Origin of the sequence: Burkholderia lata, from assembly GCF_000012945.1 — a bacterium.
Lineage (GTDB): Bacteria > Pseudomonadota > Gammaproteobacteria > Burkholderiales > Burkholderiaceae > Burkholderia > Burkholderia lata.
Genome location: NC_007511.1, coordinates 2,511,622 through 2,536,882, shown reverse-complemented (window position 1 = coordinate 2,536,882; position 25,261 = coordinate 2,511,622). Strand labels below are relative to the sequence as shown.

Sequence of the window (25,261 nt, the reverse complement as noted above, 5' to 3'; positions counted from 1 at the left end):
ATTCTCTTTTGCCGTAGAATGTCCGACTTGTTTTGAAATTTGACACCCTCGTCCATGGCGAAAACCGCATCCCCAGGCGCCACGCCGCCCGGCAATGGCACCGAACCGTTGCCGGACAATTACGAGATGGCGCTCGCGGAACTCGAGACGCTGGTTGCCCGGATGGAAGGCGGCGCGTTGAGCCTCGAGGATTCACTGACGGCGTATCGCCGCGGTGCGACCCTCGTTGCGTTTTGCCAACAGCAGCTCGAGAAAGTGGAGCAGCAGGTTCGCGTGCTCGACGGCGCGACGCTGAAGCCGCTTTCGTCCGGAACGGCCGCCACGGACGGCGAAGACGACGATCTATGACATTCGAACAATGGATGCGGTCTGTGCTTGACCGTGTCGAGGACGCACTCGGCCACTATTTGCCCGCTGAAACCGCGGTGCCGGAGAAACTCCACGAGGCGATGCGCTATGCAGTCCTCGGCGGCGGCAAACGCGTTCGCCCGCTGCTGTGCCATGCAGCAGGCGAACTGACCGGCGCGACGGAAGCAGCGCGAAATGCAGCGGCAGCGGCGCTGGAGATGATCCACGTCTACTCGCTCGTGCACGACGACATGCCGTGCATGGACGACGACGCGCTGCGTCGCGGCAAGCCGACCGTGCACGTGCAGTACGACGAGCCGACGGCACTGCTGGTCGGTGACGCGCTGCAGTCGCAGGCATTCGTCGCGCTGACCGACGCCGCTGCGCTGTCGCCGGTGCAGCAGGCCGCGCTCGTGCGCGAGCTGGCGCTGGCAAGCGGCTCGATCGGCATGGCCGGCGGGCAGGCGATCGACCTGGCGAGCGTCGGCCTCAAGCTGACGCGCGAGCAGCTCGAGACGATGCACCGGATGAAGACGGGCGCACTGCTGCGCGCGGCCGTGCGGATGGGCGCGCTGGCCGGCGAGACGCCGTCCGCGGAAACGATGGCTGCGCTCGATGTGTACGCGGGGGCCGTGGGTCTGGCCTTCCAGGTCGTCGACGACATTCTCGACGTCACGACCGATTCGGCGACGCTCGGCAAGACGGCCGGCAAGGATGCGGCGAATGACAAGCCGACCTATGTATCGATCCTCGGCCTCGAGGCGTCGCGCGAGCTCGCAGCGCAACTGCGCACCGAAGCGCACGACGCGCTGAAACCGTTCGGCGCACGCGCACAGCGTCTCGCCGAACTTGCCGACCTGGTAGTGAACCGGGTCAGCTGACGCGAAAGCCCGCCGCCGCGCACATGCTACGGTGCGTGCAACAGAATGCGGGCGCGTTTGATTTCCTACAATGGAACGACGATGTACGACTTGCTGAAAACCATCGACGACCCGGCGGATTTGCGCCGCCTCGATCGTCGCCAACTTCAACCGCTCGCGGATGAACTGCGCGCGTTCGTGCTCGACAGTGTGTCGAAGACGGGCGGCCATTTGTCGTCCAACCTCGGGACGGTCGAGCTGACGATCGCGTTGCACTACGTGTTCAACACGCCGAACGATCGGATCGTCTGGGACGTGGGCCACCAGACCTACCCGCACAAGATCCTGACGGGCCGCCGCGACCAGATGCATTCGCTGCGCCAGCAGGACGGTATTTCGGGCTTCCCGCGTCGCAGCGAATCCGAATACGACACGTTCGGCACCGCGCACTCGAGCACGTCGATCTCGGCCGCGCTCGGCATGGCGATCGGCAGTCAGCTGAACGGCGACGACCGCTTCTCGATCGCCGTGATCGGCGACGGCGCGATGACGGCCGGCATGGCGTTCGAGGCGATGAACAACGCGGGCGTGTCGGAAGACGCGAAAGTGCTCGTGATCCTGAACGACAACGACATGTCGATCTCGCCGCCGGTCGGCGCGCTGAATCGCCATCTCGCACGCCTGATGTCGGGCCGCTTCTATGCGGCTGCGCGCGCGGGCGTCGAGCGCGTGCTGAGCGTTGCACCGCCGGTGCTCGAACTTGCACGCAAGCTCGAAGAGCATGCGAAGGGCATGGTCGTGCCGGCCACGCTGTTCGAAGAGTTCGGCTTCAACTACATCGGCCCGATCGACGGTCACGATCTCGATTCGCTGATCCCGACGCTGCAGAACATCCGCGAACTGCGCGGTCCGCAGTTCTTGCACGTGGTGACGAAGAAGGGCCAGGGCTACAAGCTCGCCGAAGCAGATCCCGTGCTCTATCACGGCCCCGGCAAGTTCAACCCGGCCGAAGGCATCAAGCCGTCGACCACGCCTGCGAAGAAGACGTACACGCAGGTGTTCGGCGAGTGGCTGTGCGATGAAGCCGAGCGCGATACGCGCGTCGTCGGCATCACGCCCGCGATGCGCGAAGGCTCGGGCATGGTCGAGTTCGAGAAGCGCTTCAAGGATCGCTACTACGACGTCGGCATCGCCGAGCAGCACGCGGTGACGTTCGCGGGCGGCATGGCAACCGAAGGCCTCAAGCCGGTCGTCGCGATCTACTCGACGTTCCTGCAGCGTGCTTACGACCAGCTGATCCACGACGTCGCGCTGCAAAACCTGCCGGTCGTGTTCGCGATCGACCGCGCGGGCCTCGTCGGCGCGGACGGTGCGACGCACGCGGGCGCGTACGATCTCGCGTTCATGCGCTGCATCCCGAACATGACGATCATGGCGGCGTCCGACGAGAACGAATGTCGCCAGATGCTGCACACGGCGCTGCAGCAGCCGAACCCGACCGCGGTGCGCTATCCGCGTGGCGCGGGCACGGGCGTGCCGACGGTGAAGGAATTCACCGAGATCCCGCTCGGCAAGGGTGAAGTGCGTCGCCAGACGTCGCAGCCGGAAGGCAAGCGCGTTGCGATCCTCGCGTTCGGCACGATGGTCGCACCGTCGCTCGCCGCGGCCGAGGAACTCGATGCAACCGTCGCGAACATGCGCTTCGTGAAGCCGGTCGATGCGGCGCTCGTGCGTGAACTCGCCGAGACGCACGACTACCTCGTCACGGTCGAGGAAGGCTGCGTGATGGGTGGCGCGGGCTCGGCCTGCGTGGAAGCCCTGATGGAGAGTGGGGTTATCCGACCCGTACTACAATTGGGCCTCCCTGACCTGTTCATCGATCACGGCGACCCCGCGAAGCTGCTGTCGCAATGCGGCCTCGACGGCGCGGGTATCGCGAAATCGATTCGCGAACGCTTTCTGAATCCGGCGGCTGACGTCGCCGGTCAGGCGAAGCGCGTCGCATAAGCTGGCGCCGCCCGCGGGCGGTGCCGGTGCGACTGGCGCAACCGGTCTTCATTGATGCGGAAAACATGGGCCTGCGGGCCCATGTTGCTTTTCCGGCTGCCGCATGACGCGGCGTGCGCGTCGTCGAACGCGCGGCTTACAAGGATTGAACAAGATGAACCAGATGAATCCCGCCTTCGTGATGCCCGACGTGCAGAGCACGGTGGATACCCGCCAGATTCCGATTCAGCGCGTGGGCGTGAAGGCGGTCCGGCATCCGTTGACGGTGTGTACCGAAAGCGGCGACGTGCAGCCGACCGTCGGTGTCTGGAACCTCGATGTCCGCCTGCCGGCCGACCAGAAGGGCACGCACATGTCGCGCTTCGTCGCGCTGCTCGAAGAGAACCGTGCGCCGCTGACGGTCGAGCGTTTTCGCGCGATGCTCGCATCGATGCTCGAGAAGCTGGAGGCCGAGGCCGGTCGCATCGAAGTCACGTTCCCGTACTTCGTGAACAAGACGGCGCCGGTGTCGGGCGTGCAGAGCCTGCTCGACTATGAAGTGACGCTCGCGGGCGAAAGCCGCAACGGCGACACGCGCCTGTTCCTGAAGGTGCTCGTGCCCGTGACGAGCCTGTGCCCATGCTCGAAGAAGATCTCGCAGTACGGCGCGCACAACCAGCGCTCGCACGTGACGATCGACGCGGAGCTCGCGGCCGACCTGCCGGTCGAGGCACTGATCCGCATCGCGGAAGAAGAGGCGTCGTGCGAGCTGTGGGGCCTGCTGAAGCGTCCGGACGAGAAGTTCGTCACCGAGCGTGCGTACGAGAACCCGAAGTTCGTCGAGGATCTCGTGCGTGACGTCGCGCAGCGTCTCGACGCCGACGAGCGTGTGGCGGCGTACGTGCTCGAAGCCGAGAACTTCGAGTCGATCCACAATCACAGCGCGTATGCGCTGATCGAACGCGACAAGCGGCAAGCTGCATAACGCCGCGGCGTTTTGTCGCGCCGATAAAAAAGGCCGCTCGAACGAGCGGCCTTTTTGTTTGCCGGTGCGACGTTGCGTCGCGTCGCATGGCTCAGCGCGCGAGCGATGCGAGATCCCAGCGCGGCTTCACCGTGAATGCGTAGTCGGCATTTGCCTGCTCGGGCCAGCGGCCGAGCCGCAATGCGCCTGCGAGCGCGATCATCGCGCCGTTGTCGGTGCAGAGTGCGAGATCGGGGTAGTGCACATCGAAGCCGCGCTTGGCCGCGGCGGCCGACAGCGCAGCACGCAACTGGCGGTTCGCGCCGACACCGCCCGCGACCACGAGGCGCTTGAGCTTCGTCTTCTTCAGCGCGGCGAGCGACTTGGCGACGAGCACGTCGACAGCCGCGTCGACGAAGCCGCGTGCGAGATCGGCCTTCGCGCGTTCGAGCGCTTCACCTTCGAGCTTCGCCGCTTCGAACTTCTTCATCTGCGTGAGCACGGCCGTCTTCAAGCCGCTGAAGCTGAAGTCGAGGTCGCCCGAATGCAGCATCGGGCGCGGCAGTACGACCGCACCCGGCGTGCCGGTTTCGGCGAGCTTCGACACTTCCGGGCCGCCCGGGTAGCCGAGGCCGATCAGCTTGGCCGTCTTGTCGAACGCTTCGCCGGCCGCGTCGTCGAGCGTTTCGCCGAGCGTCTCGTATACGCCGACGTCGGTTACGCGCATCAATTGCGTATGGCCGCCGGATACCAGCAGCGCGACAAACGGGAATGGCGGCGGCTGGTCGACGAGCAGTGGCGACAGCAGGTGGCCTTCGAGGTGATGGATGCCGACGGTCGGCTTGTTCCAGGCGAGCGCGAGCGCATTCGCGATGCTCGCGCCGACCAGCAGTGCGCCGGCAAGGCCGGGGCCCTGCGTGAATGCGATCGCATCGATGTCGTCGCGGCGCGTGCCGCTTTGCGCCATTACCTCTTCGAGCAGCGGCAGCGCGCGGCGGATGTGGTCGCGCGACGCGAGCTCGGGCACGACGCCGCCGTATTCGCGGTGCATGGCGATCTGCGAGTGGAGCGCGTGCGCGAGCAGGCCGCGCTGCGTGTCGTAGAGCGCGAGGCCGGTTTCGTCACAGGAGCTTTCGATGCCGAGAACGAGCATGGGTACGGGCAGGGCACGCCGTATCGGGCGCGCCGCAGGAAGGTCAACGTAACCGGAAAGTATAGCAGGCGAGGGCCTGCTGCCGCTGGCCAAGGCCCGGGCCCGATGCCGGGCAGGTACAATCCGCGCCATGGAAACTTATGACATCGCCGTGATCGGCGCGGGCGCCGCCGGGATGATGAGCGCCGCGGTTGCCGGGCAGCTCGGCCGCCGCGTCGTGCTGATCGATCACGCGCCGCGGCTCGCCGAGAAGATCCGCATCTCGGGCGGCGGCCGCTGCAACTTCACGAACCTGTACGCCGGCCCCGACAACTACCTGTCGTCGAATCCGCATTTCGCGCGCTCGGCACTGGCGCGCTATACGCCGCGTGACTTCCTCGGGCTGCTTAAGCGCCATCACGTGACCTGGCACGAAAAGCACAAGGGCCAGCTCTTTTGCGACCACGGCAGCGACGCGATCATCGACGTGCTGAAGCACGAGTGCGATGCGGGCGGTATTGCGTGGCGCCGGCCGGTCGTCGTCGACGCGGTGCGCCACGCGCCGGCCGACGGTTTCACGCTCGACACGCAGCAGGCGGGGACGATCAGTGCGCGCGCACTGATCATCGCGACCGGCGGCCTGTCGATCCCGAAGATCGGCGCAACCGACTTCGGCTACCGGATCGCCAAGCAGTTCGGTCACAAGCTCATCGATACGCGGCCCGCGCTCGTGCCGTTGACGTTCGCGCAGCAGGACTGGGAGCCGTTCGCGGCATTGTCCGGCGTGTCGCTCGAGGTGCGCGTATCGACCGGCGACAAGAAGCGCGGCGGCGAATTCGTCGAGGACCTGCTGCTGACCCATCGCGGCCTGTCCGGGCCCGGGATCCTGCAGATCTCGAGTTACTGGCAGCCTGGCGACCCGATCCGCGTCGATCTGTTGCCGCAGCGCGACACGGTGGCCGACCTGCTCGACGCGAAACGCACGTCAAAGCGCCAGATCGGTTCGCTGCTCGCGGACTGGGTGCCGTCGCGCCTCGCGCATGCGTGGCTCGACACCCACCGCGTCGCGGCCGACGCGCGGCTCGCGGACCTGCCCGACAAGACGCTGCGCCAGGTCGGCGACGCGCTGTCGGGCTGGACGCTGACGCCGAACGGCACCGAGGGCTACAAGAAGGCCGAAGTGACGAAGGGCGGGGTCGATACGCGCGACCTGTCGTCGGCGGCGATGATGAGCGCGCGCGTCCCGGGGCTGTTCTTCGTCGGCGAGGCGGTGGACGTGACGGGCTGGCTCGGCGGCTACAACTTCCAGTGGGCGTGGGCGTCCGGCACGGCGGCCGGACAAGCCGCGGCGGAGTATTCGCGCGGTGCCTGACGGGGCCGGGCCGGCGCCGTTTTGGCGGGATCAGGCCCCGTGCCTTTAGGCAATCGCTCTGCTATACTCGGTAGCCTTTCCCTGCAATCCTTTATTCGTGTCGGATCATGACGATCATTCGCGTTAAAGAGAACGAGCCGTTCGAAGTTGCAATGCGTCGCTTCAAGCGCACGATCGAGAAGAATGGTCTGTTGACCGAGCTTCGTGCGCGAGAGTTTTACGAGAAGCCGACCGCAGAGCGCAAGCGCAAGAAGGCTGCTGCAGTGAAGCGTCATTACAAGCGTATTCGCAGCCAGACGCTGCCGAAGAAGCTGTACTGAACGATTGGGCGCCGCGCGGTTCGCTGAGCGGCGCACCGGCGACTCCGTGCGATCGGGTGATCGCGAAAGATCGAGCATGATCGTGCGACCGATCAGGCGAGCCGCCGATGCCGGATTCGAGCAACCCGCTTGAGACACTGTCCCAAGCGGGTTTTTGTGTTGACGCCCTTTTGGCGGGCGTCGGATTCACATTTCCTTCCCGGGTGAAAGATGAGTTTGAAAGAGCAGATCAGCGAAGACATGAAGGCCGCGATGCGCGCGAAGGAAAGCGAGCGCCTGGCAACGATTCGCCTGCTGATGGCCGCGATCAAGCAGCGCGAAGTCGACGACCAGATCACCCTCGACGACGCGGGCATCACGGCCGTGATCGACAAGATGATCAAGCAGCGCAAGGATTCGATCAGCCAGTTCCAGGCAGCCGGCCGTGACGACCTCGTCGCGAAGGAGCAGGCCGAACTGGTCGTGCTGGGCGGCTACATGCCCGAGCAGCTGTCGGAGGCCGAGGTGGCCGCCGAAGTCCAGGCAGCGGTCGCGCAGACGGGCGCCGCCGGCCCGCAGGACATGGGCAAGGTGATGGGCGTGCTGAAGGGCAAGCTCGCCGGCCGTGCCGATATGACGGCCATTTCCGCGCTGGTCAAGGCCGCGCTCACGAAGTAACACCCGTTTCCCCGGCGCGCAGTGCGTGCGCCGGGGTGTCGTATTGTCTTTTTTTCGCTCGATCCCACGGTGATTCCGCATTCGTTCCTGCAGGACTTGCTGAACCGCGTCGATATCGTCGACGTGGTGGGCAAGTACGTGCAGCTCAAGAAGGGCGGCGCCAATTTCATGGGGCTGTGCCCGTTCCATAACGAAAAGAGCCCGTCGTTTACCGTCAGCCCGACCAAGCAGTTCTATCACTGCTTCGGTTGCGGGGCTCACGGCACGGCGATCGGCTTCCTGATGGAACACGCGGGGCTTACGTTCCCGGAGGCGGTGCAGGATCTCGCGCAATCCGTCGGGCTGACCGTGCCGCACGAGCCGTCGATGCGCGGCGGTGGTGGGGGCGGCGGCGACTATCCGGCGCCGGTGTCGAAATCGGTCGCGACCGCGTTGTCCGACGCGATGACCGCGGCGTGCGACTACTACCGCAAGCAGTTGCGGGGCGCAACCGTCGCGATCCAGTACCTGAAGAACCGTGGCTTGACCGGCGAGATCGCCGCGCGCTTCGGGCTCGGCTATGCGCCGGACGGCTGGCAGAATCTCGAAGCCGCGTTCCCGGACTATCGCGACGAGTCGCTCGTCGAGTCGGGGCTCGTGATCGTCAGCGAGAAGACCGATGCGCAGGGCGCAGCGCGCCGCTACGACCGGTTCCGCGAGCGGATCATGTTCCCGATCCGCAACGTGAAGGGGCAGGTGATCGGCTTCGGCGGGCGCGTGCTCGGCAGCGGTGAGCCGAAGTATTTGAATTCGCCTGAAACCCCGCTGTTCAACAAGGGCAGCGAACTGTACGGCCTGTTCGAGGCGCGGCTCGCGATTCGCGAGCGCAAGTACGTGCTGGTCGTCGAAGGCTACATGGACGTCGTCGCGCTCGCGCAGCTCGGGTTCCCGAACGCGGTCGCGACGCTCGGCACCGCATGCACGCCGATTCATGTGCAGAAGTTGCTGCGCCAGACCGATACCGTCATTTTCAGTTTCGACGGCGATTCGGCCGGGCGGCGTGCGGCTCGGCGCGCGCTCGAGGCCTGCCTGCCGCATGCAGGGGACAACCGCACGATCCGGTTCCTTTTTCTGCCGGCCGAGCACGATCCGGACAGCTATGTGCGCGAGTTCGGCGAGGAGGCGTTCTCCCAGCAGGTCGAACGCGCGATGCCGTTGTCACAATTTCTGCTGAACGAAGCAATTTCCGGCAAGGCGCTCGATCAGCCGGAAGGCCGCGCGAAGGCGCTGTTCGACGCGAAGCCGTTGTTGCAGGCGCTGCCCGCGAATGCGTTGCGCGCGCAGATCATGCACATGTTCGCTGACCGCCTCGATATTCCGTTCGAAGAGGTCGCAGGGCTGTCCGACGTCGATACGCGGATCGCGGCACCGCCGCGCCAGGCGCCCCCGCGCAGCGAGCGCCGCCGCGTGACGGACAGCGAAAAGCGTGCGCTGCGCACGCTGGTGATGCATCCGCGCATCGCGTCGCAGCTCGACGACGAACAGCTTGCGACCCTGCGCGCGTTGCCGCGCATCGGCGAACTGTTCGCGGAAGTCGTCGATCATGCGCGCGCGCTGGGCGACGGCGCGGAGTTCCGGCTGCTGTCGGATGTCCTGCGGACGTCCTCGAATGGAGCGACTTACGAGGAAATCTTCCGCGAAATTCTGGACTATGATGAAAACGTCCGCGACTTGCTGTTACAGAATCCGGAAGACGAGACGGTGCCCGAGCGGCAGCGTGAACAGGAACGGATCGCGGGGGAGGAACTGCAGGCGGCGGTGCTCAAGATGCGTTACGACGCCTGCTGCGACCGGCTTGACAGGCTGGCGCGGCAATCCACCTTCACACCCGAGGAATTGGCCGAATTGACGGAATTGAACCAGCAGCGAACCGACATGAAGCGTCGGCTCGGGCTGTAGGCGGCCGGGGAGCTTAGAGAGGGTTCCCCTGCGTGCTATAATATAAGGTTTCCAGCGGTTTGTTTTCTAAGCAGAGGCGAGAATCGCGATGGCAAAGACGACAGGCGGAAAGAAAGCAGCAGGCAAGGGCTCGACGGAGCCGACCAAAAAGGTCACAGCGGCCAAGTCTGCTTCTTCCACCAGGACAACGTCTTCAGCCACGTCAGCCCCTGCAGGAAAGAAAACCGTGGCCGGCACTGCTCAGGCTGCGCCGGCTCCGGCAGCCAGAACACGGGCTGCCGCCAGACCCGACTCCGGGCCGGCCAAGCCGGCGGCGAAGCGGGCAAGTGCGAAAAGCGCAAGGGACACGACTGCCGCCGCGGACGAAACGGCAGTACGTACTACTCATGCACCCACGGTTCAACCGGCTGTCGTCCAGCAGCCGCGAGTCGATATAGCCGGTACGGCGAACTCCATGACCAAAAAGCTGAACGAAGTATCCGTCGAAGACGACGCAAATCAGAGCGACGAGCAGCCTGCAGCAGCACCGGCTGCACCGGGCAAATCCAAGGTGCGCGATCGTCGCGCCAAGGAAAAGGCGCTACTGAAGGAAGCGTTCGCGACGAGCACGCCGGGTACGGCCGAGGAGCTCGAAGAGCGCCGCGTGAAACTGCGCGCGCTGATCAAGCTCGGCAAGGAGCGCGGCTTCCTCACGTACGCCGAAATCAACGACCACCTGCCGGACAACTTCACCGAGACCGAAGCCCTTGAAGGCATCATCGGTACGTTCAACGACATGGGCGTGGCGGTCTACGAGCAGGCGCCGGACGCGGAAACGCTGCTGCTGAACGACAACGCACCCGCCGCGTCGTCGGACGATGAAGTCGAAGAGGAAGCCGAAGTCGCACTGTCCACCGTCGATTCGGAATTCGGCCGCACGACCGATCCGGTTCGGATGTACATGCGTGAAATGGGCACGGTCGAGCTGCTCACGCGCGAAGGCGAAATCGAGATCGCGAAGCGGATCGAGGACGGCCTGCGCCACATGGTGATGGCCATCTCCGCGTGCCCGACGACGATCGCCGACATCCTCGCGATGGCCGAACGCGTCGCGAACGAAGAGATCCGCGTCGACGAGCTCGTCGACGGCCTGCTCGATCCGAATGCTTCGGACTCCGCCGATACCGACGGCTTCTCCGCGAAGGAAGCGGAAGCCATCGAGAACGAAGACGAGGAAGCCGAAGAGGAAGAGGAAGAGGAAGAAGAGGAAGAGGAGGAAGATGACGGTGCCGCGCAGGCATCGGCCAACGCCGCCCAGCTCGAAGCCCTCAAGCGTGCCTCGCTCGAGAAGTTCTCGCAGATCAGCGAGTGGTTCGACAAGATGCGCCGCGCGTTCGAAAAGGAAGGCTACAAGTCGAAGGCCTACCTGAAGGCGCAGGAAACGATCCAGACCGAACTGATGACGATCCGCTTCACCGCGCGTACCGTCGAACGCCTGTGCGACACGCTGCGTGCGCAGGTGGACGAAGTGCGTCAGGTCGAGCGTCAGATCCTGCACATCGTCGTCGACAAGTGCGGCATGCCGCGCTCGGAATTCATCGCACGCTTCCCGGGCAGCGAGACCGATCTCGACTGGTCCGAAAAGATCATGGCCGAAGGCCATTCGTACAGCGCGGTGCTGTCGCGTAACGTTCCGGCGATCCGCGAACAGCAGCAGCGCCTGCTCGACCTGCAGGCGCGTGTCGTGCTGCCGCTGAAGGACCTGAAGGAAACCAACCGCCAGATGGCGGCCGGCGAACTGAAGGCGCGTCAGGCGAAGCGCGAAATGACCGAGGCGAACCTGCGTCTCGTGATCTCGATCGCGAAGAAGTACACGAACCGCGGCCTGCAGTTCCTCGACCTGATCCAGGAAGGCAACATCGGCCTGATGAAGGCGGTGGACAAGTTCGAATACCGTCGCGGCTACAAGTTCTCGACCTATGCGACGTGGTGGATCCGTCAGGCCATCACGCGCTCGATCGCGGACCAGGCGCGTACGATCCGTATTCCGGTTCACATGATCGAGACGATCAACAAGATGAACCGCATCTCGCGGCAGATCCTGCAGGAAACCGGTCTCGAGCCGGATCCGGCAACGCTCGCCGAGAAGATGGAGATGCCGGAAGACAAGATCCGCAAGATCATGAAGATCGCGAAGGAGCCGATCTCGATGGAAACGCCGATCGGTGACGACGACGATTCCCATCTCGGCGACTTCATCGAGGACACCAACACGGTCGCGCCGGCGGATGCCGCGCTGCATGCGAGCATGCGAGACGTCGTGAAGGACGTGCTCGATTCGCTGACGCCGCGCGAGGCGAAGGTGCTGCGGATGCGTTTCGGTATCGAGATGAGCACCGATCACACGCTCGAGGAAGTCGGCAAGCAGTTCGACGTCACGCGTGAGCGGATCCGTCAGATCGAGGCCAAGGCGCTGCGCAAGCTGCGTCACCCGAGCCGTTCCGACAAGCTGAAGTCGTTCCTCGAAGGGAACTGATTTCAAGCGTCTCTCCTGCGAACGCCACCGGTATCCGCGTGATACTGGTGGCGTTTGTCTCCTTTGTTGTTACAATGCCGGCCCGGCTTCTTCGTCGGGGCGGCGTGTGACACGCTTCGCTTCTCATCAGGGCTTGTAGCTCAGCGGTTAGAGCAGTCGACTCATAATCGATTGGTCGCGGGTTCGAACCCCGCCGGGCCCACCAGATTTCATGCGCGCGATTGCGCAGCATGCCGAAAACCCGCGATGGCTTCATGCCTCGCGGGTTTTTCTTTGCGTGGGCGCGTGACGAGCGTCGTGATCAGGAAAGTACCGAGAGGGTGCCGCGCTGCAGTCAATCGAAGGTATGCTGTAGCGCGGCCGTTCCACACGCGACATCGGTTGCGGCCGAAGGCAAGCCAAACCAAACAGCCCCCGCGATCCATTCGGCGGCGAGAATAAACAGACTTCGGCCGGGAGTGGGACGGCAATCATGACCATGCTGCGTTCGTGGGGTGCGATTCTTTCGTTGCTGGCGCTCGTTGCATGCGCGAGCCTGCCGCTGCAGGCCGATCGCGCGCAGACGCACGCATACACCGATACGGACAACACGCGGCTGGGTGTCGCGTTCCAGCAGCAGGCCAGTACGCATCCGGGGCAGGACGCGTTTCATCTGCTGACCGATCCGGTCGACGCGCTGGATGCGCGCGTGTTGCTGGCCGATCGCGCAGACCGTTCGCTCGACCTTCAGTACTACATCTGGCACGACGACCTGACCGGACATGAACTGGCCGACGCGATCATTCGCGCGGCCGATCGCGGCGTGCGCGTCCGTGCGCTGCTCGACGACCTCGGCACGAACGCGGACGATCGCAAGCTGCTCGAGATCAGTTCACATCCGAACATCGAGATCCGGCTGTTCAATCCGGTCGCCACGCGCCGGTTCAAGAAGATCGGCACGGTGTTCGAGTTCTCGCGCGTCAATCGGCGCATGCACAACAAGGCGATGATTGCGGACAACCAGGCGGCGATCGTTGGTGGCCGCAATATCGGCGACGAGTATTTCGGCGCATCGTCGATGCTGGAGTTCGGCGATCTCGACGTCGTCGTTCACGGCCCGGTCGTGAAGAACATCTCGACCGAATTCGATACGTTCTGGAATTCCCCGTACGCGTACCCGATCAGTGCACTGGTCGGGCATGACGCGGCGCCTGGCGGGCTGGACCGCGAGCGCGAACGGTTGCGCGACTACCTGAGGGCCATGGAGGACAATCCGTACGTGCTCGAGGCCAGGCAGCGACTCGACCGGATCGTTCATGGGCAGGGCACGGAACTGTCGTGGGGCCATGCGACGGTGCTGTACGACGATCCGTCGAAGATCGCGCACGCGCCGAAGGACAGCGATGGGCACCTGATGCCGCAGTTGCGGGCACTCGCATTGCAGCCCGAACACGACCTGCTGATCGTGTCGCCGTATTTCGTGCCGGGCAAGGAAGTCGTCGAGCGGCTGCGCGCGCTCACGGCGCGCGGCGTGCGCGTGACGGTGCTGACCAATTCGCTCGCGTCGACCGACGTGGCGGCCGTGCATGCGGGCTACCGGCACTACCGAAGCGATCTCGTGGCCGCCGGCGTGCGGCTTTACGAACGGCGGCCGTCGGGCGACAAGAGCATTTCGAAGCAGGTCATCATCGGGTCGTCGCGTGCGTCGCTGCATGCGAAGACCTATGTGTTCGATCACAAGAGCATTTTCATCGGATCGATGAATCTCGATCCGCGCTCGCTGAACCTCAATACGGAGATCGGCGTTTACTGCGAGAGCCCGGCGATTGCGTCGCAGGTGGCCAACGATCTTGAAGCGCGGCTCGATCGAATCGCGTGGCGCGTCGAGCCAAGGACCGATCCGGCGGGCAAAGGGCCGCTCAAGTGGATTCAGACCGATTCGGACGGCAAGGTCACCGTGCTCGATCACGAACCGGAAGTGTCCGCCGCGCGGCGGATGGAAGTCTGGTTCCTTGGGCTGTTCCCGATCGAATCGCAACTGTGAGCGACGATGCTGCGCGCGCCATTCAGCAACGCGTGCGGCCGTGGTGCTCGATGACGGCCGCGAGCTGCATCGTCGCGGTCTCGATCGTCGCGTCGTTCAGCCCGGAGTATCCCAGCACGAAGCCGTTGTACGGCCGGCCGTCGCCGACCCGATAGCTGCTCAGCGGCTGAAGCAGCAGGCCATGCGCGGCTGCGGCGCGGGCGACGTCGGTATCGTGCAGCGGCAGCGCGAGATCTGCCGACAGATGCATGCCCCCCGGGCTTTCGCGAACGCTCAGCACGGTGCCGAGGTGGCGGGCGAGTGCCGCTTCGAGGCTGCTCCGCCGCTCGGCATACAGCGTCCTCATCCTGCGCAGGTGTCGCGCAAAGAGGCCGGTGTCGATGAATTCGGCCATCGCCAGTTGATCGGCCGAGTGGCCGCGATGGACGAGTTCGCGCAGCGTGCTGGTGAAGCGGTCGACCAGAATCGGCGGAACCACCATGAAGCCGAGCCGGAGGGCGGGAAACATTGTCTTGCTGAAGGTGCCGAGATAGCAGACCGGTGCGTCGGCATGCAGGCCCTGGATCGCGGGCAGCGGCTGGCCGCCGTGGCGGAACTCGCTGTCGTAGTCGTCCTCGATGATCCACGCGCCGCACGCCTGTGCGTGCTCGACAAGTGCCGCGCGCCGCCGGGGGCTCATCAGCGCGCCGAGCGGGTATTGGTGTGACGGTGTCGTATAGATCAGCCGGGGCGGCCGGGTGCGCCACTGTTCGTCGGTTGGCGCCATCCCTTCGTGGTCGACCTCGATCGGCACGAGATCGAGGCCGGTCGAGCGGAATGCGGTTCGGGCGCCGTTGTAGCAGGGGTTCTCGAGCCAGCCATATTCACCGGGATTCGCCAGCATGCGCGCGCACAGTTCGAGGCTGCTTTGCGTGCCGTCGGTAATGAACACCTGGCCGGTTTCGCAGCGCACGCCTCGCGAGACCCGGATGTAGGCGGCCACGGCACGCCGCAATTCGGGCAGCCCTTCGACGGGGCCGTAGGCGAGTTGAGCGGGCCTGATGACTCTCCACGCGCGCTCGATGCATCGGCGCCATTGGGCAACGGGGAATTCATCGAGCGAAGGGAGGCCGGGAACGAACGGCAGCATGCGTTCGGGTTCGGGATCGGTGTTCTCCAGACCGTGCACGCGCTCGGACAATCGAACCGGGGCCGGGCCGCTTTCGAGCCCTGCGCCAGGCCGGCCGCATCCGTCCCATAACGTGATCGTGCCGTTGCGCGTGGCCGCCACGAAACCTTCCTCGGCAAGGCGCTCGTACGCATAGACCGCCGAGTTGCGCGCGATACCCAGCTCAGCCGCGAGCACGCGCGTCGACACGAGCCGCGTGCCGGGCGGAATGTGTCCGTCCAGCAGCATGTTGCGCAGGCTCCGGTAGAGGGCTTCCTGCTGGCTGTGGCGTGTCGAGCCGTCCTGTCTGGAAAGCGAGGAGATGAGCAGCGCGAGATCCATGGGCTGGTTCCAGAATTTTTCGTTGAGCTGGTTCTTTTGAAGATTCGACGCGCATCGTATCGTTCACGTTCTCGCGGTGCCGGCCGGTGCGCGGGCATTCCCGGCGATCGTCACGGATAGCGGCACGCGCGTATTTTGATCGATTTGGCAAGCGACTGTCGATGGGTTGATCGATCGGGCGCTCAGGCGTGGAAGTCGCACTTCTCCGATTCGATTAGATTAGATTCGGAGTGCAAATATATTTCGAGCGAGTGCCCGAGTCTTACCGGAACGCGAGCAGCCCGATGCGCGCAAGGTCGCGCGAACAGGAAAACGAAACATGAAAGACCAGACCGTCATCTCTCCCACACCCCGCACCACCATTCGCCGACTGCCGGAACTGGCAAACCACGATCGCGAGAGGCTTCATCGCATCGTGGACGAGGCCTACGTCTGCCACATCGCGTTCGGTGCAGGCGAGGACACGCACTGCATCCCGACCGCGCACTGGAGACGGGGCGATGACCTCTATATTCACGGGTCCAACGGCAGCCGGATGATCAAGGCGCTGTCGGCGGGTGCACAGGCCTCCGTCGCGATTACGTTGCTGGACGGTCTCGTGTTGGCCAGGTCGGCCTTCAACCATTCGATGAATTATCGATCCGCAGTGATCTACGGGCGGTTCGAGATGGTGGAGGGCAGTGCGGACAAGCTGGTGGCCCTGGATGCATTGATGGACAAGATCGCACCCGGTCGCCAGCATGACGCGCGGCCCGGCAACGAGAAGGAACTCAATGCGACCAGCGTGCTGCGGATTGCCCTTGCGGAAGCCGCTGTAAAAGTCAGCGATTCAATGCCGTCCGACAAGGAAGAAGATCTTGCGCTCGCTGTCTGGACGGGGATCCTGCCGTTGAAGATGACGCGCGGCGCACCGGTTCATGCCGACGGCGACTTGCCGGTGCCGGACTACGTCCGGAACTGGGCCGAGTAGGTTGCGCGGCATGGCCGCGCGGTATTGCGGAAAACGGCGGCGCGCGGTGTTGGGGCGCGCGGGTTCCGCATGGTAGCGAGACGCTGGTTGCGCCGGCCGGCAGCGCGAATGCCGCGCTGCCGTGACGGGGGGCGTTTCACTCGGTGCGGTGCTCGTGCTCGTCGTGCGGCGGATGCGACTCCGCAGGGTGCGGATGCGGCGCGGCCGCGTGCTCGGGGGCCGGTTGCCGCGGCTGCGGGGCCGCGTGCTCCTGCGGTTGTGCCTCGTTGCGCGGCGACGTTTCCTTGCGTTGTTGCTGCTGAGCCTCGTTGCGTTGCTGCATTTCTTCGCGCTGCTGTTGCTGTGCCGCATTGCGTTGCTGCAGTTCCTCGCGTTGCTGCTGCTGTGCCGCGTTGTGCTGTTGCATCGCTTCGCGTTGCTGCTGAGCCTCGTTGCGCTGTTGTTGCTGCAATTGCTGCTGCTGCGCGGCCGCGCGATTTTCTTGCGCGGCGTGCTCCTGCTGCATGGCCTGCTGCCGCTCGTCGCGCATCGCGCCGGGTGCATGCTGCGCAGGTGCTTCGGCATGCGGTTCGTTCGCCCGGTTCTGCGCGAATGCGTCGGGCGACGGCCGTGCGCCAGGGCGTGTGTCGTTCGCGCCGAAGTGCGGCATCGTCATCGGCACGGCGCCCGGGCGTTGCTCCATGGCCTGCCCGCGCATCGGCTGCGCGCCCGGCTGCATCGCGTTGCGTTCGACCGTCGTGTTCGTCGTGTTGTTGGTGACGTTGCCGCCGTAGTTGTTCGTGATCCGCGTATTGCGAATGTTGGTGATGTTGTTGATCACGGTGGTCGACTTCGACACGTACGTGGTGTGGTTGTACACCACGGCCGGGCGCTGCCAGCCGCCGTGCCAGCCGGGGCCTTCCGGACGCGGCGCGCCCCAGTTCATGCCCCAGGCATGCCAGCCCCAGTCGTGGTGCCCGAAGATCGCGGCGCCGACGGCGATGCCGACGCCGAACGTGATCACGCCGGCGGCAACCACCTCACCCGTGCTGTATGAAGGCGGTCGATACACGTAGCCGGGATAGGACGAAACCGGCTCGCCGTAGACGACCGTCGGGTTGTAGGACGGGACATAGACGACGTCGGGCTGTGCGGACTCGATCTCGATGGCCTGCGCAGGCGGCGGCACGATCGCCGGCCCGGCGTAGACCACGGGCGCATCGGTGGCCGGCGTGTAACCGGTCGGTGCGGCCTGCTCGACCTGCGTGACCCGCATCTGGCCGCCCGAGCGGAGATGGCCGGACGTCTGCGCGCGCTGACGCATCACCTGGATCGCGTTCATCACGTCGGTGGGGTCGTTGTAGTAAGCCTGGCCGAGCGAGGTGGTCCAGGCCGGATTCGACGCCATCTGCGACAGCACCGCGGGGAACGCGGTCAAAGCCTTGACGGACGGGTCCCACGGCTGCGTGTCGGCGGCGGTTGTAAGTGCCTGTCCCTTCAACGACGGATTCTGCATGACCCAGTTGTTGGCGGCCGTGACCTGGTCCGGGTAGGTTGCACCCGCAAGCACCAGCGCGACGAGTTTGTCGGGGAACAGTGCGATCGGCGCGACCATCTGGTAGAGCTGGTCGGCAGTCGGCGGCGTGTAGGCGACGGGCGTCGATGCGGGCTGGGCCGCCGCGGCCGCGCTCGCGTCGCTGGCCGGAGCAGCGGTGCTGCTGTCGCCGTTCTTGTTGCAGGCCGAGAGGCCGAGCAGCGACACGATGAGGGACGACGCGATCAGCGTCCTGACGGGGCGGTGTGCACGTGTGTTGTTCATGTTGTTCGTTCGGTGTTGTGTCGGCGTTGGCAGGCACGCGGGCCGCGCGATCGGCTTGAGCACTGTGCCGCGACCGTCCACGCCTGTTCCGGGGGCATCGGCCGGGGCAGGCGGCAAGGTCGTGTTCGCATGGTGATTGTCCCGCGACGAATCGATATATCCAGTTAAACGCGCGACACGCGCGGAGGTTGTCCGGGTGTTGTGTAACAGTGTGTGTACCTTGCAGTCCGTAAGCGGGCTGGCACTGCCCGGGTAATGAACATGAAAGTTGCTTGCGCAACGATTGCAAGGTCGGAGAGGGGGCGTCGCGCCGGAAGCTGTTCCGCGAGAGTAAGCGGAACGCAAAAAAACCGCGAAGGCTTTGCGGCCGTCGCGGGTTGTTCAAACGATCACGTCCGGTTCCCTGCATGCGCTGCGGTGCGCATGTGGAACCGCGGCGGTCATCGATCCATCAGCGTGCGAAATCCGATGTGCTCTGGATGAACGTGTTCAGCTTCGAGATGTTCACGCTGCCGAAGCCCGTCGTCGCGTCCCAGCCGGCCTTCGCCTTGTAGCCGTAGGTGCCGCTGCCGTTGTTGCCGGACGTGACGTCGTGCAGCAGCGCCGCGTTGCTCGGGAAGTACTTGTAGATGCTCGACGCGGGGAACCCGAGCGCATTGTTGTTCGCGGACTGCAGGCGTGCCCAGATCCCCGTGAAGATCGGCGCGGCGAGGCTCGTGCCGCCTTCGTTGTTGAGGTAACCCGAGCCCCACAGCGTGTCGGACGTCTGGCCGTTCACGACGAGAATCGCGCCGGTGCGCAGGTCGGCGTCGAAGCCGACGTCAGGCAATGCGCGCTTGGTCGATCCCGTGAGGCTCGACGATTGCCACGACGGCGCGGCTTCGTACTTGCTGTACCCGCCGCCCGTCGACCACACGGTGCCCGGCTGCCAGCTCGGATCGTTCCAGACGATCTCGCTGTTGTACGCGTTGGTCGACGTATTGGTGAACAGCGTCGTGCCGCCCACCGCGATCACGTACGGCGACGTTGCCGGTTCGCTCACCGTGTAGGTCGAGCGCGACGGCGTGCCGCTCGCACATTCGTACGCGCCGTGGTCGCCGGCGGATACCGAGAAGGTCTGGCCCTGCGCGACGGCCTGCTTGAAGATCGTGTCGTCGGTTGCCTGCGAGCCGGTGCTGTTCGCGGACGATTCGCACACGCCGAGCGACACGTTGATCACCTTCGCGACGTTGTCGGTCACGGCCTTATTGTACGCGGCGGTAATCGCCGTGAGCGTCATCGACGGCGCGACGTAGAACACGACCTGCTTCACGCTGCCGCCGGCCGCGCCGACGATCGACTGGCTGTCGAGGTTCCATTCGACGGTGCCGTCGGTGTCGGTGTACGAGCTGCCGGACGGGCCCGTCTTCACGATGCTGCTGCTGATCGCGCCGAGGCTGTTGTTTGCGGCGAACGTATTGAGGTCGCTCACCGTCTGCGACAGGTCGCCTTCGGAGATGATGCCGACGGTGGTCTGTGAGGCGGTCGGCGTGCCGTCGCCGCCGTAGATCGACGAGAATTCGGTCGGGTTGTGCGGCACCGCCGATGCGCCGGCCGGAATCGTCAGGTTGCTGGTGTTGCCTTGCGGCTGGCTGCCCGCGCCCGTGTGCATCAGCTCGACGTTCTGCAGGCCCAGCACCGAACCCACGACGCCGCCGATCGCGTTCGGCACTTGCGCGGCGTCGGTATTTGCGTAGACGCTGCGGCCGTTGCGCGTGAAGCGCTTGAGCGTCGTGCGGAACGCGGACTTGATGGTAGCCGCGGTGCCGGACGCGGAGACCAGCAGGCGGTTCGGCGCGACCACGATGTTCACGAAGCCTTCCTTGCGCAGATGCGCGACGACCGAGGCGACCTGCTGGTCGGTCGGCGCATATTGCGCCGCGAACTGCGCCGGCGTGAGGAACTGCCGGTAGTGCGGTGAACCAGGCGTGTGCAGGTCGTGCAGATACTGGTCGAGTTGCGCCTCGTTGCGCAGGTTCAGGCCGAGCACGATGTCCACCGACTCGCCCGGCGCCATCTCGATGGCTGCTGCTGCAGCGGCCGCGGTGCTCGCGGCCGGCGCGCCGGCGGTACCGGCTTCGTTCTGCTGCACGAGCGGCAGGAAACCCTTGGTGTGCGTTTCCGTCCAGCCGGCCGCAGGCGCGGCGTAGGCGGTCGCCATGCCGAACGATGCGGCGGCTGCGGCGGCGAATGCGAGCTTGACGAAGCGATTGTGCTTTTGATTCTTGTCTGCAACCTGATTCATTTGAATTACCCCTCCGGTTGAACATCGAACAGCACGAACAACAACGGTCGACAGCGGTGCGGGTCATGCACCGCCGATTTCTGTCGCACGCGTGCGGATGGCACGGACGCGACAGGGCCTTTCGCCCGATCCGGAAAGGTGTTTTTTCTCCGGGGGCGAAATACGAAAAACGCGGTAACGGGAAGGCTGCGCCGCGATACGACGCAACCGCGCCGGACAGGGCGCGGGCGGGATTGCTAGAGCAATAGTTTCGTTGTCCTGCTCATTCGATTCGATCCTTCGGCCGCTGCCGGATGGCAGTTGTCCAATGAGATGCATCGGGATGTTGCATGCGCCGGCGCGCGAACGAGACAGCCGGCGGCGAGCACTGCGGTGCGGCGGAAGCGAAAAAACGTAGAGCGGAAGCGATTGCGTGGTGAGCAATTTGTCAGATTGCTTGCATCGGACGGTATCAAGAACGAAAGCTGGGTGTCAAACTTTTTTTGATTATATGAAACTAAATTAAAGCGAATATGTGCAATGTTTTTGAAAATATTGGCAGTGTTTTGTAATATTCGAGGCCGCCAAAGAAAGTAATGCGGAATTCGATTTGCCGATCGTTTCTGGTTTGATGCGTAATGCGTGCAATTGGCCGATCGTGTTCGAGGCCTGACTCGAATCCGGGGCGCGGCGGAGAAGGTCGAGTCCGCGCGCCGCACGAAGCGCCGCACGAAGCGGCGCATGAAGTCGCGAGATGTCCGACGCTCCGCATATCGGCCCAGTCAACGAGGATTGAACCTGCGTGATCGATAACGACAAGCTTTGCATCGAAGTACCCGTGACCTGGAAGGCCGCGCTGGCCGATTGCGGATGGACGCAACAGACGGAAGGGCAATCGGATGCGGCGGTGTTCCGGCTCGACGCGCGTGATGGATCGCGTCGGTTCGTCAAGACGGAACCGGCGGGACCGCTGGGCGAACTGAGCGACGAGGCCGCCCGACTGCGCTGGCTTGCGACGACGGGGTTGCCGGGCGCGCAGGTGCTCGATGTAGCATCGGCGGCGGGGCGCGAGTGGATGCTGCTGAGTGCCGTGCGTGGCGAAAATCTCGAAGTCGCGCGGCTCGGGCCGGCGGCGAAGGTGGCGATCATCGCCGACGCGTTGCGTGCACTGCATCGGCTCGATCCGATAACCTGCCCGTTCGATCATGGCGCGGCGTCTCGTATCGAGCGCGCCCGTGCGCGGATGAACGAGGGTCTCGTTGACGAGGACAACCTCGATGACGCGAATACAGGTGTGCCGCTCGATGAACTATTCGCGAGGCTTCAGGCGAGCAGGCCGTTGATCGAGGACAGGGTCGTCACGCACGGTGACGCGTGCCTGCCCAACTTCATGGTCGAAGACGGTCGCTTTTCGGGTTTCATTGACTGCGGACGCCTCGGTGTGGCCGATCGCTATCAGGATCTGGCGCTGGCAACGCGTGATATCGAAGCGGATCTCGGCAGCGAATGGGTCGCGCCTTTCTTTGCCCGGTATGGAATCAAGCAACCCGATGCGGGTCGAATCGCTTTCTATCGGCTGCTCGACGAATTTTTCTGATTCCGCAGGTGTTCACGGGCGATGCACGAGACAGTTTTCCTGTCCCGTGCATCGCCTTGTTTCGTAGTAGTCCTGCTTTTCAATCGAAGATTTTCACGTTCTTTACGGATATCCTCCGTCAGTCACGCTCGCGCGATGCATAGGCGAAGCGAAGGCCTTCGCCGAGCGTGCACTGGAAGACCTGAGCTGGCGCGACCGGCTGATACGTGGTTGGCGAAAGCGAGCGCACCGTCACCGTCGCGCTTTCATCCTGCATGACGCGGTACTGGATCAGTTCCAGCACCGGCGAGCCGCTGGGCTGGACGGTAAGGTGCTGGTTGGCGAATGCGAGCGTATTGCCGCCGACCTCCATGAAGTCGCGTATCGCGAAGCCGCCCGATACGGTGGGCACCGTTGCTGTCGCTTGAGCCGGCTGCGCGTTCCGGCACTGGTTCGGTGAAAAGATTGCAGTCACCGTCACGCCGGCAAACAGCCGCGTGCGCAACTGCCGATACGAATTGACGTTGTCCGGCTGGGGGCTCGCGGCTGTTGCCGCGAGACTGGTTGCCGCGCCGGCGGCAACAAGAACAATGGCGAAGCGATTCAGCATTTTCCTGTCTCCGTGCGATGAAACCACGGGCACGATAGCACGGTGCGCAGGCATTGTTCAGACGGTTCGATCGCGGCAGCTACTGCGCCGCACCTGCATTTCGCAGCACGTCCATAGCTTCCGTGTTGTCGTGTGACCGCGCGAGCTGCAGCAGCGACTGTCCGCGCCGATCGACATGGTTCGGATTCGCGCCACGTGCGACGAGGAGCGGAATCAGGTCGAATCGATTGAACAACGTGGCGAACCCCAGCGCAGTTTCCCCGGCGCCGTTCGTCTGGTCGATCGGGCATTGCGTGTCGATCAGGCGCCGCGCGATGTCGGGTTCGTTCTTGAATAGGGCACCCATCAGCGCCGTGTTGCCGTGGCGGTCGCCGGCGCATGCGTTTGCGCCGGCCGACAGCAGATAGTCGAGCGCGGCAGGCTGGCCGTCGTAGGACGCGAGTATCACGGCCGTAAAGCCGCGGCTGTCGGTGGCGTCGACGGGATAGCCGGCGTCGTGCAAGGCACGCAGGATGTCGACGCGTCCGACACGGGCGGCATCGAACCAGTCGCTGTCGTAGCGGCGCAGCGCGGCAGGATCGGCCGGCGTGTACGCCGGCTGGTCGGGAAGGTGCGCACAACCGGCGAGCGCGGCCAGCGCCAGGACGGTTGCGGTGGCGCGGATCGCGCGCGTCAGGCGTTCGGATTGCATGAGGATGTCCTGATGTGTGGGTAAGGTCGACGTGCGCGGCGCAACCCCGCACGTCGATAGCGACCGGAGCCGCGGGATCAGTTCTCGCTCAGCTTCGCTGCGAGCGCTTGCACTTGCCCGACGTCGGCGTGAACGGCCTGCGCAAGACGCGTGCCGTAGTCGGCATCGGCCTTGTAGAAGTACGACAGCATCGCGTACTGGTTGTGCGCGTTCGTCACCTTGCCGAGATCACCGGACAGCGCGGTGATCAGGTCGTCCCTGTCCTGCTGCGACAGGCCTCGGTAATACTCGCCCGCCTGACGGAATCGCAGCTTCTTGTGGATCGCTTCCTGCTGCGTCGTTCCGCCTAGCGCCATGCGCACGGACTTGTACTGCGGATTCGGTGCGAGTTCATGCAGCGTCGACGGTTCGTAGTTCACCTCGCCCTTGCGGTCGCCGGCGTTCATCTTGCCGTCCTGGTTGTTGTTGACCACCGGCACGACGGGCCGGTTTATCGGCAGGTCCATGTAGTTCGCGCCGAGCCGGTACATCTGCGTGTCGGCGTACGCGAACAGGCGATCCTGCAGCATCCGGTCTTCAGACGGCTCGATGCCGGGCACGAGTCGCGACGGCGCGAACGCCGATTCCTCGGTCGACTGGAAGTAGTTGTCGGGTACGCGGTTCAGCGTCATCGTGCCGATCTTGCGCTCGGGGACGCCGGTCCACACCTTCGTGTCGTCCAGCGCATCGAAGTCGAACCGGTTCAGGTCCTGCGGTGTGAGCACCTGCACGTACAGGTCCCACTTCGGGAAGTCGCCTTGTTTCAGCGCGCCGTACAGGTCGTTCGTCATCATGTTCCAGTCGCGCCCGATCGATGCGTCGATGTCTTGCGGACGCAGTCCGTGCACGCCTTGCTGGCTTTTCCAGTGGAACTTCACGTAGTGCACGTCGCCGTGCGCATTGACGAACTTGAACGCATGCACCGCGAAGCCGTCCATGTGACGATACGAATCGGGCATGCCCGCATTCGTGTACAGCATCGTCAGCATGTTCGTCGCTTCGGGCGTGTTCGCGAAGAAGTCGAATGCGAGGTTCGGATCCTGTACGCCGGTCACGGCGCTCGGCTTGTTCGCGTGAACGAAGTCGGGGAACTTGATGCCGTCGCGAATGAAGAACACGGGCCAGTTGATGCCGACCATGTCCCAGTTGCCCTGTTGCGTATAGAACTTCACCGCGAAGCCGCGCGGATCGCGTGCCTGTTCGGGCGAGCCGCGATAGCCCATCACGGTGGAAAAGCGCACGAACACGGGCGTGCGGGTGCCGGGTGTGAAGACCTTCGCCTTCGTCAGGTTCGAGATGTCGGCGGTCGGCACGAACTCGCCGAATGCGCCGGTGCCGCGTGCATGCACGACGCGTTCCGGAATGCGTTCGCGATCGAAGCGCTGCAGTTTCTCGATGAGTGCGGAGTCTTGCAGGAGTACGGGGCCGGCAGGCCCGGCCGTCTGCGAATTCTCGTTGTCGCCGACGGGGGCGCCCGTGTCTCGAGTGAGTTCGGCGGCATGGGGGGACGCGGAAAGTGCAACGCAGATCGCAGCGACTGCGTGTCTCAGCACGCGATGGGAGGTTGAGGACATGACGATGGAACTCCTTGAATCCGATCGGTGGTGGGGAAGCCGACTGAATTAGAAGAGATCGTCAGATGATTGGCTAATTGATATTCGATATGTTTCCGATAGCGGCGCCGTCGATGCGGCGCGAGCGTGGTAGTTA

The 25,261-nt window shown here is 64.5% G+C and carries 19 protein-coding genes and 1 tRNA gene; 13 read left to right on the top strand and 7 right to left on the bottom strand.

The annotated features are described in order from the left end of the window. Nucleotides 1–54 precede the first annotated feature (54 nt). The 4 genes from BCEP18194_RS33810 to folE2 all read left to right on the top strand — a co-directional run bounded on the left by BCEP18194_RS33810 (nucleotide 55) and on the right by folE2 (nucleotide 4,179). A complete protein-coding gene (locus tag BCEP18194_RS33810; protein WP_011355806.1) occupies nucleotides 55–348 on the top strand; it encodes an exodeoxyribonuclease VII small subunit in 294 nt (97 codons plus the stop codon). After that, nucleotides 345–1,229: a polyprenyl synthetase family protein gene (locus tag BCEP18194_RS33805; RefSeq protein ID WP_011355805.1), complete on the top strand. Its 885-nt coding sequence runs from the start codon at nucleotides 345–347 to the stop codon at nucleotides 1,227–1,229. The genes BCEP18194_RS33810 and BCEP18194_RS33805 overlap by 4 nt, the downstream gene beginning before the upstream one ends. Before the next feature lie 81 nt (nucleotides 1,230–1,310). Beyond that, nucleotides 1,311–3,215, top strand: coding sequence for a 1-deoxy-D-xylulose-5-phosphate synthase (gene dxs, locus BCEP18194_RS33800; RefSeq protein WP_011355804.1), 1,905 nt, complete (start codon nucleotides 1,311–1,313; stop codon nucleotides 3,213–3,215). Nucleotides 3,216–3,369: 154 nt separating this feature from the next. Further along, nucleotides 3,370–4,179 carry a GTP cyclohydrolase FolE2 gene (folE2, locus tag BCEP18194_RS33795; RefSeq protein WP_011355803.1) on the top strand — a complete coding sequence of 270 codons (810 nt, stop codon included), beginning with the start codon at nucleotides 3,370–3,372 and terminating at the stop codon, nucleotides 4,177–4,179. Nucleotides 4,180–4,270: 91 nt separating this feature from the next. Here the strand turns inward: folE2 and tsaD are convergent, their stop codons facing one another. Continuing rightward, nucleotides 4,271–5,311, bottom strand: a complete 1,041-nt coding sequence (gene tsaD, locus BCEP18194_RS33790; protein ID WP_011355802.1) for a tRNA (adenosine(37)-N6)-threonylcarbamoyltransferase complex transferase subunit TsaD — start codon at nucleotides 5,309–5,311, stop codon at nucleotides 4,271–4,273. Between the two features lie 130 nt (nucleotides 5,312–5,441). Here tsaD and BCEP18194_RS33785 point away from each other — a divergent pair, with 130 nt between their 5' ends. The 7 genes from BCEP18194_RS33785 (at nucleotide 5,442) to BCEP18194_RS33750 (ending at nucleotide 14,115) form a co-directional block, all read left to right on the top strand. After that, nucleotides 5,442–6,662: an NAD(P)/FAD-dependent oxidoreductase gene (locus BCEP18194_RS33785; protein ID WP_011355801.1), complete on the top strand. Its 1,221-nt coding sequence runs from the start codon at nucleotides 5,442–5,444 to the stop codon at nucleotides 6,660–6,662. Nucleotides 6,663–6,769: 107 nt separating this feature from the next. Further along, nucleotides 6,770–6,982, top strand: coding sequence for a 30S ribosomal protein S21 (gene rpsU / locus BCEP18194_RS33780; protein WP_006479415.1), 213 nt, complete (start codon nucleotides 6,770–6,772; stop codon nucleotides 6,980–6,982). Nucleotides 6,983–7,192: 210 nt separating this feature from the next. Continuing rightward, a complete protein-coding gene (locus BCEP18194_RS33775; RefSeq protein ID WP_011355800.1) occupies nucleotides 7,193–7,639 on the top strand; it encodes a GatB/YqeY domain-containing protein in 447 nt (148 codons plus the stop codon). Between the two features lie 69 nt (nucleotides 7,640–7,708). Further along, nucleotides 7,709–9,577, top strand: coding sequence for a DNA primase (dnaG, locus tag BCEP18194_RS33770; protein ID WP_041493351.1), 1,869 nt, complete (start codon nucleotides 7,709–7,711; stop codon nucleotides 9,575–9,577). An 88-nt stretch (nucleotides 9,578–9,665) separates the two neighbouring features. Continuing rightward, a complete protein-coding gene (rpoD, locus tag BCEP18194_RS33760; protein WP_011355798.1) occupies nucleotides 9,666–12,092 on the top strand; it encodes an RNA polymerase sigma factor RpoD in 2,427 nt (808 codons plus the stop codon). 129 nt (nucleotides 12,093–12,221) lie between these two features. Beyond that, nucleotides 12,222–12,297, top strand: a tRNA-Ile gene (locus tag BCEP18194_RS33755). Nucleotides 12,298–12,564: 267 nt separating this feature from the next. Continuing rightward, on the top strand, nucleotides 12,565–14,115 hold the full coding sequence (locus tag BCEP18194_RS33750) for a phospholipase D family protein (RefSeq protein ID WP_011355797.1): 1,551 nt from the start codon (nucleotides 12,565–12,567) through the stop codon (nucleotides 14,113–14,115). Between the two features lie 22 nt (nucleotides 14,116–14,137). Here the strand turns inward: BCEP18194_RS33750 and BCEP18194_RS33745 are convergent, their stop codons facing one another. Further along, the gene (locus BCEP18194_RS33745) at nucleotides 14,138–15,604 is read right to left on the bottom strand and encodes a PLP-dependent aminotransferase family protein (protein WP_011355796.1); all 1,467 of its coding nucleotides are present in this window, start codon (nucleotides 15,602–15,604) and stop codon (nucleotides 14,138–14,140) included. 319 nt (nucleotides 15,605–15,923) lie between these two features. Here BCEP18194_RS33745 and BCEP18194_RS33740 point away from each other — a divergent pair, with 319 nt between their 5' ends. Then, entirely contained in the window at nucleotides 15,924–16,574 is a 651-nt protein-coding gene (locus BCEP18194_RS33740) for a pyridoxamine 5'-phosphate oxidase family protein (protein ID WP_011355795.1), read from the top strand. Between the two features lie 136 nt (nucleotides 16,575–16,710). On the opposite strand, the gene BCEP18194_RS33735 is transcribed toward BCEP18194_RS33740, so the two are convergent. Both BCEP18194_RS33735 and BCEP18194_RS33730 read right to left on the bottom strand, forming a co-directional pair. Then, nucleotides 16,711–18,372 carry a DUF3300 domain-containing protein gene (locus tag BCEP18194_RS33735; RefSeq protein ID WP_011355794.1) on the bottom strand — a complete coding sequence of 554 codons (1,662 nt, stop codon included), beginning with the start codon at nucleotides 18,370–18,372 and terminating at the stop codon, nucleotides 16,711–16,713. A gap of 451 nt (nucleotides 18,373–18,823) precedes the next feature. After that, nucleotides 18,824–20,656 carry a S53 family peptidase gene (locus tag BCEP18194_RS33730; RefSeq protein WP_011355793.1) on the bottom strand — a complete coding sequence of 611 codons (1,833 nt, stop codon included), beginning with the start codon at nucleotides 20,654–20,656 and terminating at the stop codon, nucleotides 18,824–18,826. Nucleotides 20,657–21,437: 781 nt separating this feature from the next. Here BCEP18194_RS33730 and BCEP18194_RS33725 point away from each other — a divergent pair. Next, on the top strand, nucleotides 21,438–22,232 hold the full coding sequence (locus BCEP18194_RS33725; protein WP_011355791.1) for an APH(3')-II family aminoglycoside O-phosphotransferase: 795 nt from the start codon (nucleotides 21,438–21,440) through the stop codon (nucleotides 22,230–22,232). 118 nt (nucleotides 22,233–22,350) lie between these two features. Here the strand turns inward: BCEP18194_RS33725 and BCEP18194_RS33720 are convergent, their stop codons facing one another. From BCEP18194_RS33720 to BCEP18194_RS33710, 3 genes are all read right to left on the bottom strand, one after another. Beyond that, nucleotides 22,351–22,821 carry a VirK family protein gene (locus tag BCEP18194_RS33720; RefSeq protein ID WP_011355790.1) on the bottom strand — a complete coding sequence of 157 codons (471 nt, stop codon included), beginning with the start codon at nucleotides 22,819–22,821 and terminating at the stop codon, nucleotides 22,351–22,353. A gap of 79 nt (nucleotides 22,822–22,900) precedes the next feature. Next, a complete protein-coding gene (locus BCEP18194_RS33715) occupies nucleotides 22,901–23,512 on the bottom strand; it encodes an ankyrin repeat domain-containing protein (RefSeq protein ID WP_011355789.1) in 612 nt (203 codons plus the stop codon). A 77-nt stretch (nucleotides 23,513–23,589) separates the two neighbouring features. Then, complete coding sequence (locus BCEP18194_RS33710; RefSeq protein ID WP_011355788.1) at nucleotides 23,590–25,125, bottom strand: catalase; 1,536 nt, start codon at nucleotides 25,123–25,125, stop codon at nucleotides 23,590–23,592. Nucleotides 25,126–25,261: the final 136 nt, after the last annotated feature.

What these genes read in the sequence shown, in the direction of transcription:
- BCEP18194_RS33810 (WP_011355806.1), top strand. Translation starts at nt 55, where the DNA reads ATGGCGAAAACCGCATCCCCAGGCGCCACGCCGCCCGGCAATGGCACC.
- rpoD (WP_011355798.1), top strand. Translation starts at nt 9,666, where the DNA reads ATGGCAAAGACGACAGGCGGAAAGAAAGCAGCAGGCAAGGGCTCGACG.
- BCEP18194_RS33740 (WP_011355795.1), top strand. Translation starts at nt 15,924, where the DNA reads ATGAAAGACCAGACCGTCATCTCTCCCACACCCCGCACCACCATTCGC.
- BCEP18194_RS33720 (WP_011355790.1), bottom strand. Translation starts at nt 22,821, where the DNA reads ATGCTGAATCGCTTCGCCATTGTTCTTGTTGCCGCCGGCGCGGCAACC.
- folE2 (WP_011355803.1), top strand. Translation starts at nt 3,370, where the DNA reads ATGAACCAGATGAATCCCGCCTTCGTGATGCCCGACGTGCAGAGCACG.
- rpsU (WP_006479415.1), top strand. Translation starts at nt 6,770, where the DNA reads ATGACGATCATTCGCGTTAAAGAGAACGAGCCGTTCGAAGTTGCAATG.
- tsaD (WP_011355802.1), bottom strand. Translation starts at nt 5,311, where the DNA reads ATGCTCGTTCTCGGCATCGAAAGCTCCTGTGACGAAACCGGCCTCGCG.
- BCEP18194_RS33715 (WP_011355789.1), bottom strand. Translation starts at nt 23,512, where the DNA reads ATGCAATCCGAACGCCTGACGCGCGCGATCCGCGCCACCGCAACCGTC.
- BCEP18194_RS33805 (WP_011355805.1), top strand. Translation starts at nt 345, where the DNA reads ATGACATTCGAACAATGGATGCGGTCTGTGCTTGACCGTGTCGAGGAC.
- BCEP18194_RS33730 (WP_011355793.1), bottom strand. Translation starts at nt 20,656, where the DNA reads ATGAATCAGGTTGCAGACAAGAATCAAAAGCACAATCGCTTCGTCAAG.
- BCEP18194_RS33745 (WP_011355796.1), bottom strand. Translation starts at nt 15,604, where the DNA reads ATGGATCTCGCGCTGCTCATCTCCTCGCTTTCCAGACAGGACGGCTCG.
- BCEP18194_RS33775 (WP_011355800.1), top strand. Translation starts at nt 7,193, where the DNA reads ATGAGTTTGAAAGAGCAGATCAGCGAAGACATGAAGGCCGCGATGCGC.
- BCEP18194_RS33785 (WP_011355801.1), top strand. Translation starts at nt 5,442, where the DNA reads ATGGAAACTTATGACATCGCCGTGATCGGCGCGGGCGCCGCCGGGATG.
- dxs (WP_011355804.1), top strand. Translation starts at nt 1,311, where the DNA reads ATGTACGACTTGCTGAAAACCATCGACGACCCGGCGGATTTGCGCCGC.
- BCEP18194_RS33710 (WP_011355788.1), bottom strand. Translation starts at nt 25,125, where the DNA reads ATGTCCTCAACCTCCCATCGCGTGCTGAGACACGCAGTCGCTGCGATC.
- BCEP18194_RS33735 (WP_011355794.1), bottom strand. Translation starts at nt 18,372, where the DNA reads ATGAACAACACACGTGCACACCGCCCCGTCAGGACGCTGATCGCGTCG.
- BCEP18194_RS33750 (WP_011355797.1), top strand. Translation starts at nt 12,565, where the DNA reads ATGACCATGCTGCGTTCGTGGGGTGCGATTCTTTCGTTGCTGGCGCTC.